Source organism: Streptomyces sp. NPDC017993 (genome assembly GCF_044328065.1).
GTDB lineage: Bacteria > Actinomycetota > Actinomycetes > Streptomycetales > Streptomycetaceae > Streptomyces.
In genome coordinates this window covers 316961-337998 of the sequence record NZ_JBIRGO010000010.1, presented here as the reverse complement: position 1 = coordinate 337998, position 21038 = coordinate 316961, and the positions used below count along the sequence as shown (strand labels likewise).

Genomic DNA, 21038 nt, shown 5'->3' with positions numbered 1-21038 from the left:
GGGGTGGTGGTGGGCGGGGGCCCGCCCGGCCCCCCGCGGCCCCGGGCGGCCCCCGGGGGGGGGGGGGGCCGGGGCCCCCCCCCCCCCCCCGGGCCCCCCCCCCCCGGGGGGGGGCCCCCCCCGCCGCCGTGTGCGGTGCCGCTCACTGCGCGCCGATGGCCTCCAGGACGTTGAGCCGGGCCGCGCGGCGGGCCGGCCACAGTGCGGCCAGTACCCCGACGACCAGCGCGATGAGCAGGAACAGCCCGATCCTGCCCCAGGGCAGCACCATCTCGTAGGTGGGGAACGAGGAGCCGACCAGGCTGCCGCCGGCCCAGGCCAGGAAGATCCCCACCCCGATGCCGAGCACCGCGCCGAACAGCGAGAGGACCACCGACTCCAGCCGGACCATCTGCTTGATGCCGCCGCGCGAGAGGCCGATCGCCCGCAGCATCCCGATCTCCCGGGTCCGCTCGAAGACCGACATGGCCAGGGTGTTGACCACGCCGACCACCGCGATGACGACGGCCATGCCCAGCAGCCCGTAGACCATGTTCAGGACGGTGTCGATCTGTCCGGCGCTCTCCTTGCGCAGGTCGTCGTGGTCCTGCACCTTCACCAGCGGGCTGTCGCCGAGGGCGTGCCGGATGTCCTTGACCAGCGCCTCGGAGCCGCCGCCCGCCGCCTTCACCAGCAGCGTGTCGTCCTTGAGCTGCTCCAGATGCGGATCGACCAGTGACGTGGCGGCGAAGGACTCACCGAGCATGTCGTTGTCGTCGTAGACCGCCGCGATGGTGAGCTCGGCCTTCTTCTTGTCGTAGAACTCGGCGCCGATCCGGTCGCCGACGTCCCAGCCGTGCTCCTTGGCGCCGCTCTGTGAGATGGCGATGCCGCCGGCCCGTACCGCGTCCAACGAGCCCTTGCGGAAGGTGAGGTGAGTGACCTTGCCGATCTGGTCGAGATCCGTGCCGTGGAGGTAGCCGTAGCCGCCGTCGGCGTTGAACCCGGCGCCGCGCAGGGGGGCCATCGCCTCGACGCCGGGGAGCCGCGCGACCTTCTTCGACAGCTCCGGGTCCAGACCGACGAAGGTCGAGGTCCCTATCTGATAGTCGGCCGTCATTCCCGTGGCCGCCATCTTGTCCATGCCGCGCTGGGTGGAGTGTCCGACGACCGTCATGCCGGTGATCAGGGTGAGGCCGATCATCAGCGCGGACGCGGTCGCGGCGGTGCGGCGCGGGTTGCGTAGCGCGTTCTCCTTGGCCAGCTTGCCCCCGACGCCGAACAGCCGGGTGGTGACCAGACCGGCCAGCGACACCAGCGGGCGGGACAGCAGCGGGGCCAGGATGATCACGCCGGTCAGCGTCAGCATCGAGCCGGCCATGGCGATCGGCAGATCGTCGCCGGACGTCAGCGTCGAGACCCAGAGCATGGTGGCCACGCCGAGACCGGTGACCACCGAGCCGATGATGTTGCGCACGAGGAGGCCGCGCGGCGCGGGCGGCGCCTCGACGCTGCTGAGCGCCTCCACCGGGGCGATCTTCGCCGCCTTCCGGGACGGCAGCCAGGCGGCCAGCACGGTCACCACGACCCCGACACCCAACGCGGAGAGCACCGCGGTGGGGCTGATGACGAGCGGCCCGTCCGGGAAGCCGACGCCGTTGGCGTCCAGGACCGCCCGCAGGCCGACGGCGAGACCGGTGCCCAACGCGAGTCCGACGACGGAGGAGACCAGCCCCAGCAGGCCGGCCTCGGCCAGCACCGAGCGGACGACCTGGCGTCGCGACGCACCGACCGCGCGCAGCAACGCGATCTCACGGCTGCGCTGCGAGATCAGCATGGTGAAGGTGTTGGCGATGATGAAGACACCGACGAACAGGGCGATGCCGGCGAAGGTCAGCAGGGTCTGGCTCAGCGCGCTGTTCTGCTGCGCGATCATCCGGGTCTGCTCGGCGGCGAGTTCGGCGCCGCTTCTCGCCTCGGCGCGCCCTTCGGGCAGCAGCTCGCGGACCTTCGCGGTCAGCGCCCGCTGATCGGTACCGGGTTCGGCGGCCACGACCAGCTCGTCGAACTGGCCCGGGTGCAGATACAGCTTCTGTGCCGTGGCGGTGTCGAACAGTGCCAGGGTGCCGCCCGCGGTCACCTGCGGGTCGTCGGTGGTGACCGTGCCGACCAGCTTCTTCTTCAGCACCGGCCCGTCGGTCGCGAACCGCACGGTGTCGCCGATGCGGTAGCCGGCGGCCTGCGCGGTGCCGGCGGCCAGCACGATCTCGTTGCCGGCGGCCGGGCCGCGGCCCTGGGCCAGCGGGTAGCGGCTGTCCTTGCCGCCGGTGTCCGGGCGGTAGTTGACGGCGCGGTTGAAGCGGCCCTCGCCGAGCGGCCGGCCGTCCTTGGCGGCGAGTGTCGCCTCGCCGGTCACCTCGGGCCGTACGGACTCCACACCCGGCAGGGCGCGGATGCGGTCGGCCAGCTTGTCGTCGAGGGCGGTGGCCCGCTTGCCGTCCTTCCCCGGCCCGCCGCCGGTGTCGCTGTCCGAGACGGCCTGGACGGAGACGGCCACATCCTTGAGGTTCTTGGTGGAGGCGTTCTTGACGGCCTCGCCGACGGTGTCACTGAAGATGAGGGTGCCGGCGACGAAGGCGACGCCGAGCAGCACCGCGAGCGCGGTCATCAGCAAGCGGGCTTTGTGCGCAAGGACATTGCGCAGGGCGGTACGCAGCATGGTGGGGTCAGTCCTGGAGTCGTGGTGCGCCGGATACGGAGGGGCGGCGGGTGCGCCGCGCGGGTGCGGGCCGGGCCCGGCGGTCGAAGCTGCGGGCGGCCGGGGCGGGCCGGTGCCGGGGCGGGGGAGCCCGCCCGGAGACGCCCTGGGGCGTGTCCTAGGAAGTACGGCCCTTGGAGTCGAAAAGCCGCATCCGGTCCAGCACGGAGTCGGCGGTCGGCTCGTGCAGCTCCTCCACGATCCGGCCGTCCGCCAGGAAGACCACCCGGTCCGCGTAGCCGGCCGCGACCGGGTCGTGGGTGACCATCACGACGGTCTGGTCCATCGCGCGCACCGACTCCCGCAGGAAGCCCAGTACTTCGGCGCCGGAGCGGGAGTCGAGGTTGCCGGTCGGCTCGTCGGCGAAGATGATCTCCGGCCGGGCGGCCAGGGCGCGGGCGACCGCGACCCGCTGCTGCTGGCCGCCGGAGAGCTGGGACGGCCGGTGCGCCATCCGCCCGCCCAGACCGACGGTCTCGACGACGGTGTTCAGCCACTGCCGGTCGGGCTTGCGGCCCGCGATGTCCATGGGCAGCGTGATGTTCTCCAGCGCGGTCAGCGTGGGCAGCAGGTTGAACGCCTGGAAGATGAAACCGATCTTGTCCCGGCGCAGCCGCGTCAGCTGCCTGTCGTTCAGCGATGCCAGCTCGACGTCACCGATCCGGGCCGAGCCGGAGGAGACCGAGTCCAGTCCTGCCATGCAGTGCATCAGCGTGGACTTGCCGGAGCCGGACGGGCCCATGATGGCGGTGAAGCGGGCCTTGCCGAACTCGACGGAGACGGAGTCCAGCGCGACCACGCGGGTCTCCCCCTGTCCGTAGACCTTGCTCAGATCCGTCGCCCGCGCGGCGACGGCCGCGGTGGCTCGGGCGGGGGCGGGGGAACCGGGAAAGCCCGGAAAGGCAGCCGCGTGGGACACGGGGACTCCTGGAAGGGGACGGACGATGTGATGTCCCCATTCTTGTTTGCGCAGGTCAGCTCGGTCCTCACCCGCAAGGACCGAAAGCGGGACCGGCCGGAAGTCCTATCGGGGGCGCCGGTGTCATCCCCTGGGGGGAGCGCCGTCCGACCTTTGGCCGACGCGCGGCCGACGCGCTGTCAGGGTGCCGCCCTAGGGGACCGCCTACTGTGCGAGCCGCTTCCAGAACTCCGCCAGGATGTCGGTGAGGAATGCCTGCCCGGCCTTGCCGGACGCGTCGGCGCTGGCTCCGCCGCCCCAGTTGAGCGAGGCGGTCATGGTTGCCTGGTAGTCGCCGTGCAGCCCCTGGAGGACGTCCTGGAGCTGCTGCTTGGGGAGCGGTAGGAGCTTGCCCACCGGCCGGACGTACGCCTGCCAGCGGGTGGTGGCTGCGCTGGTCAGCAGCTCGGTCAGCTTGGTGTCCTGGCCGGTGAACCGGACCAGTGCGGGCAGCGGCAGGTGAAGCGTCTCGGCGAGCGCCGCGGCCTGCCGGTCGTTGCCGCTCCACCGCCCGCCGTCCTCCAGACGCTCGTACGCGCCCTGGTCCATGCCGATGCGCAGCGCCAGGTCCGCGGGGGCGAGTCCGATCGCGAGGCGGTACTCACGCAGCGTTCCCGGGGCACCGAGCAGTTCGGCCGGTGCGCACCACAGGGCGCCGGCCAGCGCGGTCAGTTCCGCCTCGCTGGGGGAGGTCTCGCCCAGCTCCCAGGACGCCACGGTCGAGGGCGATATGCGCAGGCCATAGGCGGCCCAGATGCCGTAGGCAACGTGGGCGGGGGTCATGCCGAGGGCCTCGCGGAGCCTTCTGGCGGCCTCGGCGTCGAAGGGGGGCTTGTGCTGATCCCCGGCGTGCGTGTTCACCGGCACACGGTAAGTGACGGTGCCCTTGCGCACCTATGGTGCGGATGACCAAGGTTGAATGTCGTAGGAACCTACGGACGGGTCGGTTTTGGTGGCCGATGGTCAGCCCTTCACCGCGCCGCCGAGCGCGAAGCCGCCGCCCAGGCGCCTGGAGATCATGATGTACAGAAGAATCACGGGTGTCGAGTACAGGATCGAGAACGCCGCCAGTTCGCCGAAGGCGATGGCACCGTAGTTGCCGAAGAACGTGAAGATGCTGACCGAGGCGGGCAGCTGCTCGGGGGAGAGCAGCAGCATGAAGGGGACGAAGAAGTTGCCCCACATCATGATGAAGGTATAGATCGTCACGACGGTGAAGCCCGGGCCCATCAGCGGCAGGACGACCCGCAGCAGGGTCTGCAGCCAGGAGGCGCCGTCCGTCCACGCCGCCTCTTCCAGGACCTTCGGAACGCCGTCCATGAAGTTCTTCATCAGCCAGATGGCGAAGGGGAGCTGGGTCGCGGCCAGGAAGAGCGCGGTGCCGTACATGGTGTCGATCAGATTCACCTGCACGAACAGCCCGTAGACCGGGACCATGATCGCGGTGATCGGCAGACAGGTCGAGAACAGGATGGTCAGCAGGTAGGGGCGGCTGAAGCGGGCGCGGAAGCGGGACAGCGGGTAGGCGGCCAGGGCCGCGCAGGCGACCGCGAGCAGGGTCGCGCCGCCGCACAGCAGCAGGCTGTTGAGCATCGGCGTGAAGGTGATCTCGTCGGTCAGTACCGCGGAGAAGTTGTCCGTGGTGGGGGACTTCGGCAGCCGCACCCGCAGCGTGGCCTCGGTGTCCAGGGAGGACAGCACCAGCCAGACCAGCGGGATCGCGAACGCCGTCGCGGCCGCCAGCAGCCCGGCGTCGGCGGCGAGGCGGTGACGGGTGGACCGGGGGAGGCGGGGCCTGCGGCGGCCGGCGGTTGCGCGGTCCGGGCGCTCCGGGCGCTCCGGGCGGGGGTCGGCGCTCCTCGTGCCGGGAACGGCGAGGCGTGACATCAGACCTCCTCGCGCATCAGACGCAGATAGACCGCGGAGAACAGCGCGCCCACCACGAGCAGCAGCAGCGCCACCGCGGTTCCGTAGCCGATCAGCGCCTTCATGAACGCCTGGTCGTACATGAACACCGGCAGCGTCTGGCTGCGGCTGCCGGGGCCGCCGCGGGTCATCGCCCAGATCAGCCCGAAGACGGAGAGCGTCTGCAGGGTGTTGAGCATCAGATTGGTGCCGATGGAGTGGCGGATCATCGGCAGCGTGATGTGCCACAGCCGCTTCGCCCCGCCGGCGCCGTCGACCTGCGCGGACTCGGTGACCTCCCGCGGGATCCCGTCGAGCGCGGCGGAGTAGATCAGCATCGAGAACGCGGTGCCGCGCCAGACGTTGGCGAACGACACGGCGAGGATGGGGAGGGTGAACAGCCAGTTCTGGGTGGGTAGATGGAGCCAATCCAGGAGGGCGTTGAGGGTGCCGCGACGTTCGAAGAAGGTGTAGAGCAGGAACCCGGCGACGATCTCCGGCAGTACCCAGGCGGTGATCACCACCGCGCCGGTGAGCGCGCGTACGGGCCGCGACGCGCGCCGCATCAGGCCGGCGAGCGCGAGGCCGAGGGTGTTCTGGCCGAGGATCGAGGAGATCAGGGTGAACACCAGCGTCAGGACGACAGCGTTGAGGAAGTGGTGGTCGGTGAAGGCGCGGCGGAAGTTGGCCAGGCCCACGAAGGACGCCGACTCCTGGCCGGTCAGCTGGGTGTCGGTGAAGGCGATGTAGACGCAGTAGCCGATGGGCCCGGCGAGGAAGAGCAGCAGGAGGACGGTGGCGGGGGCGAGAGGGGACCAGCGCAGCAGGCTCGCACGGGCGGTGGCGCGGGCGCCGCGGGCCGGGCGGGCGGTCCCCGCGGCGCGGCTCACGGCTTGCGGATGACGCGGCCGTCCACCAGCGACTTCAGCCGCTCGTCGTATTCCCCGGCCGCCGCCTCCGGCGAGGAGTCGTCGGCGGTGACCGCCTCCATCGCCTCGCCGAGCGCCGAGGAGACCTGGGGGTAGACGGGCAGCGCGGGCCGGTAGTGGCTGATCTTCACCAGGCCGGTGAAGAAGCCGATGCCGGGCACCGACTTCAGATAGCGCGGGTCGGTGGCGACGTCCTTGCGGACGGCGATCTGCGCGCCGCGTACGCACCACTCCAGGGCGTTCTGTCGCGACTGGAAGGTCTCGATCAACTTCCAGGCGAGGTCGGGCTGTTGGGACCGCTGCGGGATCGACCAGGTCCAGCCGCCGGCCAGGCTGACCTTGCCGGGCGGGTCGCCGTGCTGGGTGGGGAACGGCGCCTGGCCGAGCGTGCCGGACCACTCAGGCCAGGGCCTGCCGCCGGTCTTCTGCCACTGCTGGCCGAGCCATGAGCCGTCCAGGTCGATGGCGAGCTTCTGCTCGGGCAGCAGCTCGGCCACGACATTGGTCTGAATGTTGGGGCTGAGCGCGTCCGACACCTCGGGGCCGAGCCCCTCCTTGTAGACGGTGTCGATGAACCTCAGGCTGTCGCGGAAGCCCTTGCTGCCGGTGACCCACTTCTTCGTGCCCGGGTCGTAGAGCTGGTGTTCGCCGGTGCCGTAGAGCAGCATCTCGAAGCCCTGCATGACGGCGGCCTCGCCGGCGCCCTTGCCGGTGAAGATGTTCAGCGGGATGACGCCGGGCACCTTCCGCTTGATCGTGCGGGCGGCGTCGAGCACGTCGTCCCAGGTCCTGGGCTTCCAGGTGGTGGGCAGGCCGGCCCGCGCGAAGAACTTCTTGTTGAACCACAGACCGCGGGTGTCCGTGCCGTCCGGGACGCCGTAGGTCTTGCCGTCCTGTGCCTTGGCGGCGGTCTTCGCGGTTGCCTCGAACTGCCCCCACGCGTCCCACGTCTTGAGGTAGCTGTCCAGCGGGCGCAGCAACCCGGCCTTGATGTCGGAGTTGATCAGGAAGGTGTCCTCGTAGACCACGTCGGGGGTGGTCTTCGGGGAGCGCATCATCTGCTGGATCTTGGCGTAGTAGTCGTTCTCCGACGCCTGGATCGGGATGAGCTTGACCTTCTTGCCGGGGTTGGCCTTCTCGAACTGCTTCGCCACCAGGCGGACGTAGTCGTCGCGTACCGTCACCCGGTTGTTGGTGTCCTTGATGAAGGCGACCCGGACGGTGTTCCGGTCGCCTGCGGATCCGCTGCCGCAGGCGGTGAGTGTGCCGGCGGCCAGGGCGGCGGCGGTGAGAAGAATCAGCGGGGCGGTGGGGCGCACGGCACGACCTCCAACTAGCCACGGTGGGCTGCCCGGTGAAGGTAAGTCACCTCCCGGAGCGGGTCAATGGCCCGACCAGCGGTAGCGCAATTCCGGGCGGCCGACCTGGCCGTACTGCGGGGCGCGGGCGGCCCGGCCGCTCTCCACGAGGTGTTCGAGGTAGCGGCGGGCGGTGATGCGGGAGATCCCCACATCGGCGGCTGCCTCGGTCGCCGTCAGACCGCCCTCGGCGGCGCGCAGCACATCGGTCACCGCGCGCAGGGTGGCCGCGGTCAGGCCCTTGGGCATGGCGGCGGGGCGCGGCGCGCGCAGCGAGGCGATCGCCCGGTCCACCTCGTCCTGCCCGCTCGCCTCACCGACGGTGGCGCGGAACTCGGCGTAGCGGGTCAGCCGGTCACGCAGGGTGGCGAAGGTGAACGGCTTCAGCACGTACTGCACGACGCCGAGGGAGACGCCCTCGCGCACCACCGCCAGGTCGCGGGCGGAGGTGACGGCGATGACATCGGCGGTGTGACCCGCCGCGCGCAGCTTGCGCACCAGCTTCAGCCCGTGGCCGTCCGGTAGATAGAGGTCGAGCAGCAGCAGGTCGACGGGGTGCTGGTCGAGGTGGCGGCGGGCGTCGGCGCCGGAGTGCACGGTGCCGGAGACGGTGAAGCCGGATACCCGCCCGACGTACAGGGCGTGTGCGTCGGCGGCGACCGGGTCGTCCTCGACGACGAGGACCCGGATGTCGGAAGGGGTCACCGGGCTCATCCTCTCGTGGTCGAGCGGGCGTGGCGGCCGGCCCGGCGGGCCGCGCAGCCGCCCGCGTCGGTCATGGTGCCACCCCCGTGCGCAGCGGCAACCGTACGGTGAACCGCGCGCCGCCGCTCGCCCCCCGGTCGAGAGTGACGGTGCCGTGGTGGCGCCGCGCGGCCTGCTGGACGAGGGCCAGGCCGAGGCCGCGGCCGCGGGCGGGCGCGGTAGGGCCCTGTTTGGTGCTCCAGCCGCGCTGGAAGATCTCCTCCACGGCGTCCTCCGGCACCCCGGGCCCGTTGTCCTCGACGCGCAGCAGCAGTTCCTCGTCCGTGGCCCGCGCGGTGACGAGGACCCGTGGGGCACCGGGCGCGGCGTGTTCCCGGGGCGGCGCGGCGGCGTCGATGGCGTTGTCGATGAGGTTGCCGAGCACGGTGACGAGGTCGCGGGCGGGCAGACCGGGCGGGATCAGTCCGTCGTCGATCCGGCTGTCGGGGGTGAGGGTCAGTTCGACGCCGTGCTCGTTGGCCTGGGCGGCCTTGCCGAGGAGCAGCGCGGCGAGGACCGGCTCGGCGACCGCCGCGACGACCTGGTCGGTGAGTTCCTGGGCCAGCTCCAGCTCCGAGGTCGCGAACTCCACGGCGTCCGCCACGCGCCCGAGTTCGATCAGCGACACCATGGTGTGCAGCCGGTTGGCGGCCTCGTGCGCCTGCGAGCGCAGCGCCTCGGCGAAGTCGCGGACCGAGTCCAACTCGCCGGAGAGCGCCTGGAGTTCGGTGTGGTCGCGGAGGGTGACGACGCTGCCGAACTGCTCGCCGCCGGAGACCGGCGCGGAGTTGAGGACGAGGACCCGCTCGCTGGTGAGGTGGAGTTCGTCGACGCGCGGGCCCGGCGCCAGCAGCGCCTCGGTCAGGGGGGTGGGCAGCCCCAGCTCCGTCACGGACCGGCCGAGCGCGCTGTCGGGGAGCCCGAGCAGCTCCCGTCCGCCGTCGTTGATCAGGGCGACCCGGCGCTGCCCGTCGAGCATCAGCAGCCCCTCGCGCACCGCGTGCAGCGCGGCCTGGTGATAGTCGTGCATCCGGCTCAGCTCGGCGGCGTTCATCCCGTGGGTGTGCCGCCGCAGCCGCGCGTTGATCACGTAGGTGCCGAGGCCGCCGAGCGCCAGGGCGGCCGCCGCGACGCCGATCAGCGCCAGCACCTGGTCGCGCAGTTCCCGGCTGATCGTCTGGACGGTGATACCGGAGCTGACCAGTGCCGTGATCCGGTTGCCGCGCTCCGGGTCGCGGACCGGCGCGACGACCCGCACCGAAGGCCCGAGCACCCCCAGATGCGTCTCGTCGAAGGTCTCGCCGCGCAGGGCCGGCCCGATATGGCCGAGATACGTCTTGCCGATCGCGGACGGCCGCGGGTGGGTCCAGCGGGTCTTGTCCGGGGCCATCACCACGATGAAGTCGACGTCCGCGTCCCGCCGGAGCCGTTCGGTGTACGGCTGGAGCGCGGGCGTCGGGTCCCGGGTGCGGGCCGCCGCCACGACGGCGGGGGAGTCGGCGACGGCGGTGGCCGTGGCCGTCGCCTGCCGCCGCGCCGTCTCCTCCGCCTGCCGGCCGGCGCTGAGGTACGCGAAGAGGGCGCAGCCCGCGACGACCACCGCGACCAGCACCACCTGCATGGCGAAGAGCTGCCCGGCGAGGCTGCGGGGGCCCCGGAGCGGCAGAGGGAGGCGGGGTCGGGGGAGGCGCATACGTAACAGTCTGCACGGTCACTTTTACGTGAACGAAATGCACGTAAGGGTGACGGGCGCCACACGCGGCGTGCATAGTCACCGGAACCCGTTGTGCGAGAGAGCCGCAGATCAGCCGCACAGCCGTAGACCCGAGGAGGCAGCCGTGGCTGCACAGACCCCGCCGTCCGGGGGCATCACCGAGGCGACCGTGACGAAGAAACGGGACCGGACACATTTCCTGTACATCGCCGTCATCGGCGCGGTGGTGCTCGGAGTCATCGTGGGCTTCGCCGCCCCCGGTGTCGCCGTCGAGCTCAAGCCGCTCGGCACCGGGTTCGTGAACCTGATCAAGATGATGATTTCGCCGATCATCTTCTGCACCATCGTGCTGGGCGTCGGCTCGGTACGTAAGGCGGCCAAGGTCGGCGCGGTGGGCGGGCTCGCCCTGGGCTACTTCATGGTGATGTCCACCGTCGCGCTCGCCATCGGCCTGGTCGTCGGCAACCTCCTGGACCCCGGATCGGGTCTGCACCTGACCGACACGGTCCGCGACGCCGGCCACGCGCAGACGGAGGGCGGCGGCGAGAGCCTGCCCGAGTTCCTGCTGGGCATGATCCCGACCACGCTGGTGTCCGCCTTCACTCAGGGTGAGGTGCTGCAGACGCTGGTCGTCGCGCTGCTGGTGGGCTTCGGCCTGCAGGCGCTGGGCTCGGCGGGCGAGCCGGTCCTGCGCGGTGTGGGGCACATCCAGAAGCTGGTCTTCCGGGTGCTTTCGATGATCATGTGGGCGGCGCCGGTGGGTGCCTTCGGCGCGATCGCGGCGGTGGTCGGCGAGACCGGCCTGGACGCGCTCAAGTCGCTGGCCATCATCATGATCGGCTTCTACACCACCTGTCTGCTGTTCGTGATCGTGGTGCTGGGCGCCCTGCTGCGGCTGGTCGCCGGCGTGAACATCTTCAGCCTGCTGAAGTACCTGGCGCGCGAGTTCCTGCTGATCCTGTCCACCTCCTCCTCGGAGTCGGCGCTGCCCCGGCTCATCGCGAAGATGGAGCACCTGGGTGTCAGCAAGCCGGTGGTCGGCATCACCGTCCCGACCGGCTACAGCTTCAACCTCGACGGCACCGCCATCTATCTGACGATGTCCTCGCTGTTCGTGGCCGAGGCGATGGGCAAGCCGCTCTCGCTCGGGCAGCAGATCTCGCTGCTGGTCTTCATGATCATCGCGTCGAAGGGTGCCGCGGGCGTCACCGGCGCCGGTCTGGCGACACTGGCGGGCGGTCTGCAGTCGCACCGCCCGGAGCTGGTGGACGGTGTCGGTCTGATCGTCGGTATCGACCGGTTCATGAGCGAGGCGCGGGCGATGACCAACTTCGCGGGCAACGCGGTGGCCACGGTCCTGGTCGGCACCTGGACGAAGGAGATCGACAAGGTCCGGGTGGCCGAGGTACTGGCCGGCCGGGCTCCGTTCGACGAGCAGACGCTGTCCGCGGACGGACACGGTCCGGCCCCCGAGGCGGAGGTCGTCGGACCGCGCGACGGGACGAGCGTGAAGAAGGTCGCGGGGGTCTGATTCCCCGGACGGACCACATCAGGAGGGGCGGGCGCCGCGCGGCGCCCGCCCCTCCTGTTTCCGCTCCCCGCGTCCGCTCGCTCCCCGGTCCGGCCATCACCCCTGTGACCTGGTGTTTTCCCGCCCTCGCTGTTCACGACGGTCGATTGTCAGTGCCCCCTGGGAGCATGAATACAGCGGCAGAACAGCGGTCGGCGCCGGTCGGCCGCGGCCGAAAAGAGGGGTGGGTCATTGGCCACTTGGGGGGATTTGTCCGTGCGGCGGGGAGGCTGTGGCGGATGCCGGAGGGAGGCGGGGCGGCCGGGGCCCCGCCCCGCGACCGGAGCGCGACGGGGCAGGGCGGCGGACGGTCCTGACAGTCACCGTCCCTGACGGTTGCGGTGGTTGTCAGGCCGGGCGGAACCACAGCGTGGCCAGTGGGGGCAGCGCCGGCGCGATGGAGGCGGGGCGGCCGTGGGAGGGGGTCGGCTCGGCCTTCAGGGGCTCCCCGTTGCCGACTCCGCTGCCGCCGTAGCGCGCGTCGTCGGTGTTGAGGACCTCGCGCCAGGCGGGGATCTCGTCGGGGACGCCGAGCCGGAAGGCATGACGCACGACCGGTGAGAAGTTGGTGACCGAGATCAGGGGGGAGCCGTCGGCGGCGAAGCGGGCGAAGGCGAAGACGTTGTCCTCGCTCGCATCGCCGTCGATCCAGGCGAAGCCCGCCGGGTCGGTGTCCCGCTCCCAGAGCGCGGGCGCGGCGGCATAGCCGCGGTTGAGATCGCGAACCAGGTCCCGCACACCGCGGTGGTCGGGCTCCGCCTCGTAACTCGGCTCCAGCAGCCACCAGTCCGGGCCATGGCTCTCCGCCCACTCCGCCCCCTGGGCGAACTCCTGCCCCATGAAGAGGAGTTGCTTGCCGGGGTGGGACCACATGTACCCCAGATACGCCCGGTGGTTGGCGCGCTGCTGCCACCAGTCACCGGGCATCTTCGACACCAGCGAGCGCTTGCCGTGCACCACCTCGTCGTGGGAGATGGGCAGCACGTAGTTCTCGGAGTAGGCGTAGATCATGGAGAAGGTCATCTCGCCGTGGTGGTACCTGCGGTGCACCGGCTCCTTGGACACATAGACCAGGGAGTCGTGCATCCAGCCCATGTTCCACTTCAGGCCGAAGCCCAGACCGCCGAAGCCGTCCGGCCCGACCTCGTGGGTGGCGCGGGTGACGCCGTTCCAGGCCGTGGACTCCTCGGCGATGGTGACGACGCCGGGGCAGCGGCGGTAGACGGTCGCGTTCATCTCCTGGAGGAAGGCGACCGCGTCGAGGTTCTCCCGCCCGCCGTGGATATTGGGCGTCCAGCCGCCGTCCTCGCGCGAATAGTCGAGGTAGAGCATCGAGGCGACGGCGTCCACCCGCAGGCCGTCGATGTGGAACTCCTCGCACCAGTAGACGGCGTTGGCGACCAGGAAGTTACGGACCTCGGTGCGGCCGTAGTCGAACTCCAGGGTGCCCCAGTCCGGGTGCGCGGCCCGCGAGGGGTCCGAGTGCTCGTACAGCGCACGCCCGTCGAACTCCGCCAGCGCCCAGTCGTCCCGCGGGAAGTGCGCGGGCACCCAGTCCATCAGGACACCGATACCGGCCCGGTGCAGCGCGTCGACCAGGAACTTGAAGTCGTCCGGGGTGCCCATCCGTGCGGTGGGCGCGTAGAACCCGGTCACCTGATAGCCCCAGGAGCCGCCGAAGGGGTGCTCAGAGACCGGCATCAGCTCGACGTGCGTGAAACCCAAGTCCTTCACGTACGCGGGCAGTTGCGTCGCGAGCTGCCGATAGGTCAGGCCGGGGCGCCAGGAGGCGAGGTGAACCTCGTAGACGGAGAACGGCGCCTGGTGCACGGGGCGGTCGGCGCGCCGCGCCATCCAGTCCTCGTCCTTCCAGTGGTAGTGCGACTCCACCACCACCGACGCGGTGGCCGGCGGGCACTCGGTACGCCGCGCCATCGGGTCGGCGCGCACCGTCCGGGACCCGTCCGGCCGGGTGATCTCGAACTTGTACAGCTCTCCCTCGCCGACGCCGGGCAGGAACAGCTCCCAGACGCCGGACGAGCCGAGCGAGCGCATCGGGAAGCAGGTGCCGTCCCAGTAGTTGAAGTTCCCGACGACCCGGACACCTTGCGCGTTCGGCGCCCAGACGGTGAAGCGGGTACCGGTCGCGCCCTGGTGGTCCATGATGCGCGCGCCGAGCGCGTGCCACAGCTGCTCGTGCCTGCCCTCACCCAGCAGATGCAGATCCAGCTCGCCGAGCGCCGGCAGGAAGCGGTACGGGTCCTGCACCGTGACGGTGGTGTCGTCGTAGGCGACCTCCAGCTCGTACTCCGGGATCTGCGCCAGTGGCAGCACCCCGGCGAACAGCCCGTCACCCTCGGGGCGCAGCGCTGCGCGCAGCCCCTTCGCCAGGACGGTCACCGCCGTCGCGTACGGCCGCAGGGTCCGGATCAGCACACCACCGGGCACGGGATGCGCGCCGAGCAGCCCGTGCGGATCGTGGTGGGCACCGCCCAGCAGCCGCCCGCGGTCCTCGTCGTCCAGCGGGGTGGCGGCCCGCACGCCGTCGCCGGCCTTCGGCTTCGCCGCCCGGGTGCGGGCCGGCCGCGCGGTGCGGGTCGGCGCGGAGGCCGCGGCCCGGGGGGCGGGCGGCCGTGGGGCCGACGCGCGCGCGGCGTCGGCACCGGAGGCGGCCTCGGTGACGGTGCCGGTCTCGGTGGCCGGGACGCTCTCGGCCGCCACGGGGGCTTCCGGCGCGGCGGCCGGCTCGGACGGGGCGGCGGTCTCGCCGACCGGCGGCCGGGACCTCGCCGCGCGAGGGGACCTTCGGGCAGGTTCCTCGGGCGCGTTCTTGGCGGGCGCGGTGTCGGAAGCGGTACGGCGGGACGACGGACGGGGGGTCACGAGAGGAGCCTCCTCGGGGGCGGGGCATCGGTCGGACGGGGGCGGTGGGCGGCACGGCGGTGGAGCGTGGTGAGCCGGGGGGCGTGTGGGGGCGCAGTGGCGCCGGGGACGGGAGGGGCGGTGCCGGGGTCACCCCGGCGTTCGGTGCGGGCGACACCCTCCGCGGCGCGAACGGTCGCGTGGCCGGGCGCCCTCACCCGCGCCCGTCGGCCCCGGGAGGCTCGGACCGGGCCGCCTCACCGGTGGACTCCCTGCTCCCGGCGCCGTCCGCGGGTTGCCCGCCCGCGGCCAGCCGCCGGATGGCGGCCATCGGGACGGACAGCCAGTCGGGGCGGTGCCGGGCCTCGTAGAGCACTTCGTAGACGGCCTTGTCGGTCTCGTAGGCGCGCATCAGCTCGGGAGCGGAGCGCGGATCGAGACCGCCTGCCTCGGCGTAGCCCAGGCAGTACGCCTCACGGGTGCGCCGTGCCCACTCCAGCGACCAGGGGTCGCCACCGGCCGGGCCGCTGCGCGCGGCGTAGTCGAAGGAGCGCAGCATCGCCGCGACATCGCGCACCGCGGGCTCCAGGCGGCGCCGCTCGGCCAGCGGTCGGGCCGGTTCCCCCTCGAAGTCGATCAGCGACCAGCGGCCCTCCGCGGCGGAACGCAGCGTCTGACCCAGGTGCAGATCGCCGTGGATGCGCTGGGCGGCCCAGCTGCGCCCGTCGTGGCCGACCGCCGCCAGCGCGTCGAAGGCGTCCCGCAGACGTGCGCGGTAGGGCTGGAGGAGGGGAACCGCACGGGCGGTCGCGTCCAGGCGTTCGTTCATCCGCTCGGCGATCGCCTCCAGCTGGGGGCGGCGCAGCTCGGAGGTCGGCAGGGTCTGTGCGAGCGCGGTGTGCACCTCGGCGGTGGCGTGGCCGAGCGCCCGCGCGGAGCTGGTGAAGTCGGCGCGTACGGACAGGGCGTTGAGCGCCAGTTGCCAGCCGTCCGCGGAGCCTTGGAGAAACGGCTGCAGGACCCCCAGCGTGGTCGCCTCCGCGCCGTCCCGGGCGGCGTCCGTCTCGAACCAGGCGGCGGGCGCGGGCACCCGCGAGCACTTGGCGTCGGCCAGGGCGCGCGGCAGCTCCAGATCCGGGTTGACGCCGGGCGCGATCCGCCGGAAGACCTTCAGGATGAACGTATCTCCATAGACGATGGAGGAGTTCGACTGCTCGACGGCGATCGGCCGGGCGGGCAGCCCGGAGGGAATGTCGTAGCCGGCTTCCCGGCAGAAGCGCACCGCGCCGATCCGGCCGGGCATCCGCAGCCGCTCCAGGAGCAGCGCGCACAGGCGGTTGTCGGCCAGCGCGTCGTAGACGGTGCGGCCGCGCAGCGGGCCGCCGGCCGGGTGGCCGATCACGGCCGGCGCCAGCTGCGGTGGCAGCGCGGTGTGTACGCCGAGCAGGAGTTGATAGCAGTCGCCGACGACGGGCGTGCGGCTGGCGGGTGCGGACTGCTGGGCGCGGACCAGCAGCTGGAGCAGGCCCGGCGCGCTGCCGTCACCGGTACACGGGAGCAGCTCCGTCGCCGATACCAGCGTGAAGCCGGTGATCAGCCGTCCCTTACCGGCGAACCAGCGCTGGCGTGGCACCCATTCGGCGAGCAGGGGTGCCAGTGAGGACAGCAGATCGGGTGCGGAGACGAGCGGGCGGTCAGGGGTGTTTCGGGTGGCACGGGTCGAGGCGGTGTCCGACATGGCGTCGCGTCCTTTCCCCGGGCACACGACAGGTAGGGCAAAGTGTCCCGGAATGCGGCCTTGACTGTGCGGCGGTGTGGGACGTGTCGGACGAGGATCGTCCGTACGGCAGCGGAGCTTTGCGGCATGACGTGATACCCGCTGCGTGGCGGCCCCCGGACCGGGGCGGACCGACGATGGCCCACCCGGCCCGTGCGGTAGTAGGAAGAGTGCCCGAGCGAAAGGTCAAAAAACGCCCGTACGCGCCATGGCGCCGCGTACGGGCGGATTTTTTGACGCCGCCGCCCGGTGGGCCGCCCCGCTAGGCGGGGTTCTTGCGCAGCCGGAACCAGTAGAAGCCGTGGCCCGCCAGGGTCAGCAGATACGGCAACTCACCGATCGGCGGGAAGCGGACGCCACCGATGAGTTCCACCGGATGGCGGCCGCTGAACGACTGGAGATCCAGCTCCGTCGGCTGGGCGAAGCGCGAGAAGTTGTGCACGCACAGCACCAGATCGTCGTCCGCGCCCGCCTCGGCGGCCGGCGCCTCGCGCAGGAAGGCCAGCACCGCCGGGTTGGAGGAGGGGAGTTCGGTGTAGCTGCCGAGTCCGAACGCCGGATTCTGCTTACGGATCTCGATCATCCGGCGGGTCCAGTGCAGCAGCGAGGACGGCGAACTCATCGCTGCCTCGACGTTGGTCACCTGGTAGCCGTAGACGGGGTCCATGATGGTCGGCAGGGAGAGCCGGCCGGGGTCGCAGGAGGAGAAGCCGGCGTTGCGGTCCGGCGTCCACTGCATCGGGGTGCGCACCGCGTCGCGGTCACCGAGCCAGATGTTGTCGCCCATCCCGATCTCGTCGCCGTAGTAGAGGATCGGCGAGCCGGGCAGCGAGAGCAGCAGGGCGGTGAAGAGCTCGATCTGGTTGCGGTCGTTGTCGAGCAGCGGTGCGAGCCGTCGCCGGATGCCGATGTTGGCGCGCATCCGGGGGTCCTTGGCGTACTCCGCGTACATGTAGTCGCGTTCTTCGTCCGTGACCATTTCGAGGGTGAGCTCGTCGTGGTTGCGCAGGAAGATGCCCCACTGGCAGCCGGAGGGGATCGCGGGGGTCTTGGCGAGGATCTCGGAGACCGGGTAGCGCGATTCCCGGCGTACCGCCATGAAGATCCGCGGCATGACGGGGAAGTGGAACGCCATGTGGCATTCGTCGCCGCCGACGGCGTAGTCACCGAAGTAGTCGACGACGTCCTCGGGCCATTGGTTGGCCTCGGCGAGCAGCACCGTGTCCGGGTAGTGCGCGTCGATCTCGGCCCGCACCCGCTTGAGGAAGCCGTGCGAGGCGGGCAGGTTCTCGCAGTTGGTGCCTTCCTCTGCGTAGAGGTAGGGCACCGCGTCGAGCCGGAAGCCGTCGATGCCGAGGTCGAGCCAGAAGCGCAGGGCGGAGATCATCTCCTCCTGGACCGCCGGGTTCTCGTAGTTGAGGTCCGGCTGGTGGGAGAAGAAGCGGTGCCAGTAGTACTGCTTGCGCACCGGGTCGAAGGTCCAGTTGGAGGCTTCGGTGTCGACGAAGATGATCCGGGCGTCGGCGTACTGCTTGTCGTCGTCGGCCCAGACGTAGTAGTCGCCGTACTGCCCCTGGGGGTCGGTGCGCGACTCCTGGAACCACGGGTGCTGGTCGCTGGTGTGGTTCATCACCATGTCGATGATGACCCGCATGCCGCGCTGGTGGGCGGCGTCGACGAATTCCACGAAGTCGGCCAGATCGCCGAACTCGGGGAGCACTGAGGTGTAGTCGGAGACGTCGTAGCCGCCGTCCCGCAGGGGGGATTTGAAGAACGGCGGGAGCCAGAGGCAGTCCACCCCCAGCCATTGCAGATAGTCGAGCTTGGCCGTGATGCCCTTGAGGTCGCCGACGCCATCGCCGTTGCTGTCCTGGAAGGAGCGCACCAGGACCTCGTAGAAGACAGCCCGTTTGAACCAGTCGGGATCGCGGTCCTTCGCCGGGGTGTCCTCGAACTTGTCGGGGACAGGCTCATTGACGATCAATTGGGTGACCCTCCGATCGGTGAGGACGGTCGCAGCGACAGCACATGAGCGGGCGCGAGAGAGCGGCCCGGCTCAAGGCGCACATAGTTGTCCCTGCCCCAGTGGTAGGTGTCGCCGGTGAGCTCGTCGCGCACCGGGAAGGAATCGTCCCGGTCGAGGCCGAGTTCCGGCATGTCCAACGACACCGTCGCCTCGTGGGTGTGGTGCGGGTCGAGGTTGACCACCGTGAGAATCGTGTCGGCCTCGGCGCCGTGTCCCTCGCGCTTGGAGAACGCGATGACGGCGTCGTTGTCGACGGGGTGGAAGTGCAGGGACCGCAGTTGCTGAAGGGCGGGGTGCCGTCGGCGGATGCGGTTGAGCGTGGTGAGGAGCGGGGCGATGGTGCGTCCTTCGCGGGCGGCCGCATCCCAGTCGCGCGGCCTGAGTTGGTACTTCTCGGAGTCCATGTACTCCTCACTGCCGCGGTGGACGGGCGTCGACTCGTACAGCTCGTAGCCGGCGTACACCCCCCAGGTCGGGGAGAGCGTGGCGGCCAGGACGGCGCGGATCTCGAATGCGGTGCGGCCGCCTTCCTGGAGGTAGGCGTGCAGGATGTCGGGGGTGTTCACGAAGAAGTTGGGCCGCAGGTAGGCCGCACCGTCCCCGGACAGCTCGGTGAGGTAGTCGGTGAGTTCCCGCTTGGTGTTGCGCCAGGTGAAGTAGGTGTACGACTGGTGGAAGCCGACCTTGGCGAGGGTGTGCAGCATCGGCGGGCGGGTGAACGCCTCGGCGAGGAAGAGCACGTCGGGGTCGGTGCGGTTGAGGTCGCCGATGACCTTCTCCCAGAAGTGCACCGGTTTGGTGTGCGGGTTGTCGACGCGGAAGATCCGTACGCCCTTGGCCATCCAGAAGCGCAGCACCCGCTTGGTCTCGCGGACCAGTCCGCGAAAGTCGGCGTCGAAGGCGAGGGGGTAGATGTCCTGGTACTTCTTCGGCGGGTTCTCGGCGTAGGCGATGGAGCCGTCGGCGCGGTGGTGGAACCAGTCGGGGTGCCGCTCGACCCACGGGTGGTCGGGGGAGCACTGCAGCGCGAAGTCGAGCGCCACCTCCATGCGCAGATCGCGGGCGGTCTGCACGAAGTGGGCGAAGTCCTCGAAGGTGCCCAGGTCCGGGTGGAGGGCGTCATGGCCACCGTCGGCGGAGCCGATGGCCCAGGGGGAGCCGACGTCGTGGGGCCCTGCGGCGAGGGAGTTGTTGGGGCCCTTGCGGAAGGAGGTGCCGATGGGGTGGATCGGCGGGAGATAGACGACGTCGAAGCCCATCGCGGCGATGGCGGGCAGCCGGTCGGCGGCGGTGCGCAGGGTGCCGCTGACGGGGGTGCCGTCCGGTGCGGTTCTCGCGCCTTCGGAGCGGGGGAAGAGCTCGTACCACGAGCCGTAGAGGGCGCGCCGCCGCTCGACGACCAGCGGCACCGGGCGCGAGACGGTGAGCAGTTCGCGCAGGGGGTGGCGGTCCAGGGCGTCGGTGACCTCGGGGGCCAGGGCGGCGGCCAGGCGGGTCGCGGCAGGGAGCGTGCCGTCGCGCAGCGCGTCCACGGCGCCGAGGACCGTCTCCCGGCCGTCGCTCTTGGGTACGTCGGCGGCCGCCCGCTCCAGCAGCTCGGCGCCCTCGGTGAGGACCAGCTCGGTGTCGATGCCCGCCGGGATCTTGATCGTGGCGTGCCGCCGCCAGGTGGTGACCGGATCGGACCAGGCCTCGACGGTGAACGTCCAGCGGCCCTCGACATCGGTGGTGACCTCGGCGGACCAACGGTCCGTGCCGGGCTGCGGCTCGCGCATCGGCGTCCAGGGGCCGCACCGGCCGGCCGGGTTGCGCAGCACCACATTGGCCGCTACCGCGTCATGGCCCTCGCGGAAGACGGTGGCCGAGACTTCGAAGGTCTCGCCCACCACCGCCTTCGCCGGGCGGCGGCCGCAATCGATCTGCGGGCTGATGTCCAGAACAGGGATGCGACCGATCATGGGCTCACCTGGGGCTTGTGATGCTTTAAGGGTTTTGTCCTTTGTATCCGTTCCATGGCGGGGGTACGGGGTCCGGGCATGGGCGCTCCTGTCCGCTTTCACTCGGTTGGCGGGGTGCGGCGGTCCGAGTCGGTGCGTACGGATCGTGCGCGAGGAACGGCGTACCCGGGGAGCCTTCCCTCGGCCGGCGGTCGGGCAATCCGGTTGTATGTGAACTACTGGTACGTAACCAGGGGGCTGTGGCGAGCTGTTCGATCCGCTCGCACACCCGCACGGGCGGCGGTCGCGGTAGGAAGACGCTCGGCATTCCCCTCCTCAACTCATCGTGATCACAGCGGAGTTGTGGTCTGCGGGTACCGGGTGCCGCATGGGTCCCGGCGGCGCACACCGCAGCCTCTCTCCAGGAGGGAGTCCGTACAAGAGCGCATGAGGGGGTGGAATCAGCCATATCGGCCGACCCGGCGGTAGACGGAGCCACGCGGCGGCGCGTGATGGTTGCC

Annotated in this window: 13 protein-coding genes; 1 reads left to right on the top strand and 12 read right to left on the bottom strand. The window is 71.0% G+C overall.

Annotation, left to right across the window (positions count from 1 at the left end; all coding sequences use genetic code 11):
* Window positions 1-142: 142 nt before the first annotated feature.
* From ACH4FH_RS20930 to ACH4FH_RS20895, 8 genes are all read right to left on the bottom strand, one after another.
* A complete protein-coding gene (locus ACH4FH_RS20930) occupies window positions 143-2698 on the bottom strand; it encodes an ABC transporter permease (protein WP_398557363.1) in 2556 nt (851 codons plus the stop codon).
* Between the two features lie 157 nt (window positions 2699-2855).
* A complete protein-coding gene (locus ACH4FH_RS20925; protein ID WP_398557362.1) occupies window positions 2856-3656 on the bottom strand; it encodes an ABC transporter ATP-binding protein in 801 nt (266 codons plus the stop codon).
* Window positions 3657-3860: 204 nt separating this feature from the next.
* Window positions 3861-4562, bottom strand: a complete 702-nt coding sequence (locus ACH4FH_RS20920; RefSeq protein WP_398557361.1) for a helix-turn-helix domain-containing protein — start codon at window positions 4560-4562, stop codon at window positions 3861-3863.
* A 96-nt stretch (window positions 4563-4658) separates the two neighbouring features.
* Complete coding sequence (locus ACH4FH_RS20915) at window positions 4659-5582, bottom strand: carbohydrate ABC transporter permease (protein WP_398557360.1); 924 nt, start codon at window positions 5580-5582, stop codon at window positions 4659-4661.
* A complete protein-coding gene (locus tag ACH4FH_RS20910) occupies window positions 5582-6490 on the bottom strand; it encodes a carbohydrate ABC transporter permease (protein ID WP_398557359.1) in 909 nt (302 codons plus the stop codon). The genes ACH4FH_RS20915 and ACH4FH_RS20910 overlap by 1 nt, the downstream gene beginning before the upstream one ends.
* Window positions 6487-7848: an extracellular solute-binding protein gene (locus tag ACH4FH_RS20905; RefSeq protein WP_398557358.1), complete on the bottom strand. Its 1362-nt coding sequence runs from the start codon at window positions 7846-7848 to the stop codon at window positions 6487-6489. The genes ACH4FH_RS20910 and ACH4FH_RS20905 overlap by 4 nt, the downstream gene beginning before the upstream one ends.
* Before the next feature lie 63 nt (window positions 7849-7911).
* Window positions 7912-8601 (bottom strand): response regulator, encoded by a 690-nt coding sequence (locus ACH4FH_RS20900; protein ID WP_398557357.1) that lies wholly within the window; start codon window positions 8599-8601, stop codon window positions 7912-7914.
* A 61-nt stretch (window positions 8602-8662) separates the two neighbouring features.
* Window positions 8663-10324, bottom strand: coding sequence for an ATP-binding protein (locus ACH4FH_RS20895; RefSeq protein ID WP_398557356.1), 1662 nt, complete (start codon window positions 10322-10324; stop codon window positions 8663-8665).
* Window positions 10325-10469: 145 nt separating this feature from the next.
* Between ACH4FH_RS20895 and ACH4FH_RS20890 the strand changes: the two genes are divergently transcribed.
* The gene (locus tag ACH4FH_RS20890) at window positions 10470-11876 is read left to right on the top strand and encodes a cation:dicarboxylate symporter family transporter (protein ID WP_398557355.1); all 1407 of its coding nucleotides are present in this window, start codon (window positions 10470-10472) and stop codon (window positions 11874-11876) included.
* Window positions 11877-12263: 387 nt separating this feature from the next.
* On the opposite strand, the gene glgB is transcribed toward ACH4FH_RS20890, so the two are convergent.
* The 4 genes from glgB to ACH4FH_RS20870 all read right to left on the bottom strand — a co-directional run bounded on the left by glgB (window position 12264) and on the right by ACH4FH_RS20870 (window position 20538).
* Window positions 12264-14456 (bottom strand): 1,4-alpha-glucan branching enzyme, encoded by a 2193-nt coding sequence (gene glgB, locus ACH4FH_RS20885; protein ID WP_398557378.1) that lies wholly within the window; start codon window positions 14454-14456, stop codon window positions 12264-12266.
* A gap of 535 nt (window positions 14457-14991) precedes the next feature.
* The gene (locus tag ACH4FH_RS20880; protein WP_398557354.1) at window positions 14992-16515 is read right to left on the bottom strand and encodes a maltokinase; all 1524 of its coding nucleotides are present in this window, start codon (window positions 16513-16515) and stop codon (window positions 14992-14994) included.
* Between the two features lie 301 nt (window positions 16516-16816).
* Entirely contained in the window at window positions 16817-18538 is a 1722-nt protein-coding gene (gene treS, locus ACH4FH_RS20875) for a maltose alpha-D-glucosyltransferase (protein WP_398557353.1), read from the bottom strand.
* On the bottom strand, window positions 18535-20538 hold the full coding sequence (locus ACH4FH_RS20870) for an alpha-1,4-glucan--maltose-1-phosphate maltosyltransferase (protein ID WP_398557352.1): 2004 nt from the start codon (window positions 20536-20538) through the stop codon (window positions 18535-18537). The genes treS and ACH4FH_RS20870 overlap by 4 nt, the downstream gene beginning before the upstream one ends.
* Window positions 20539-21038: the final 500 nt, after the last annotated feature.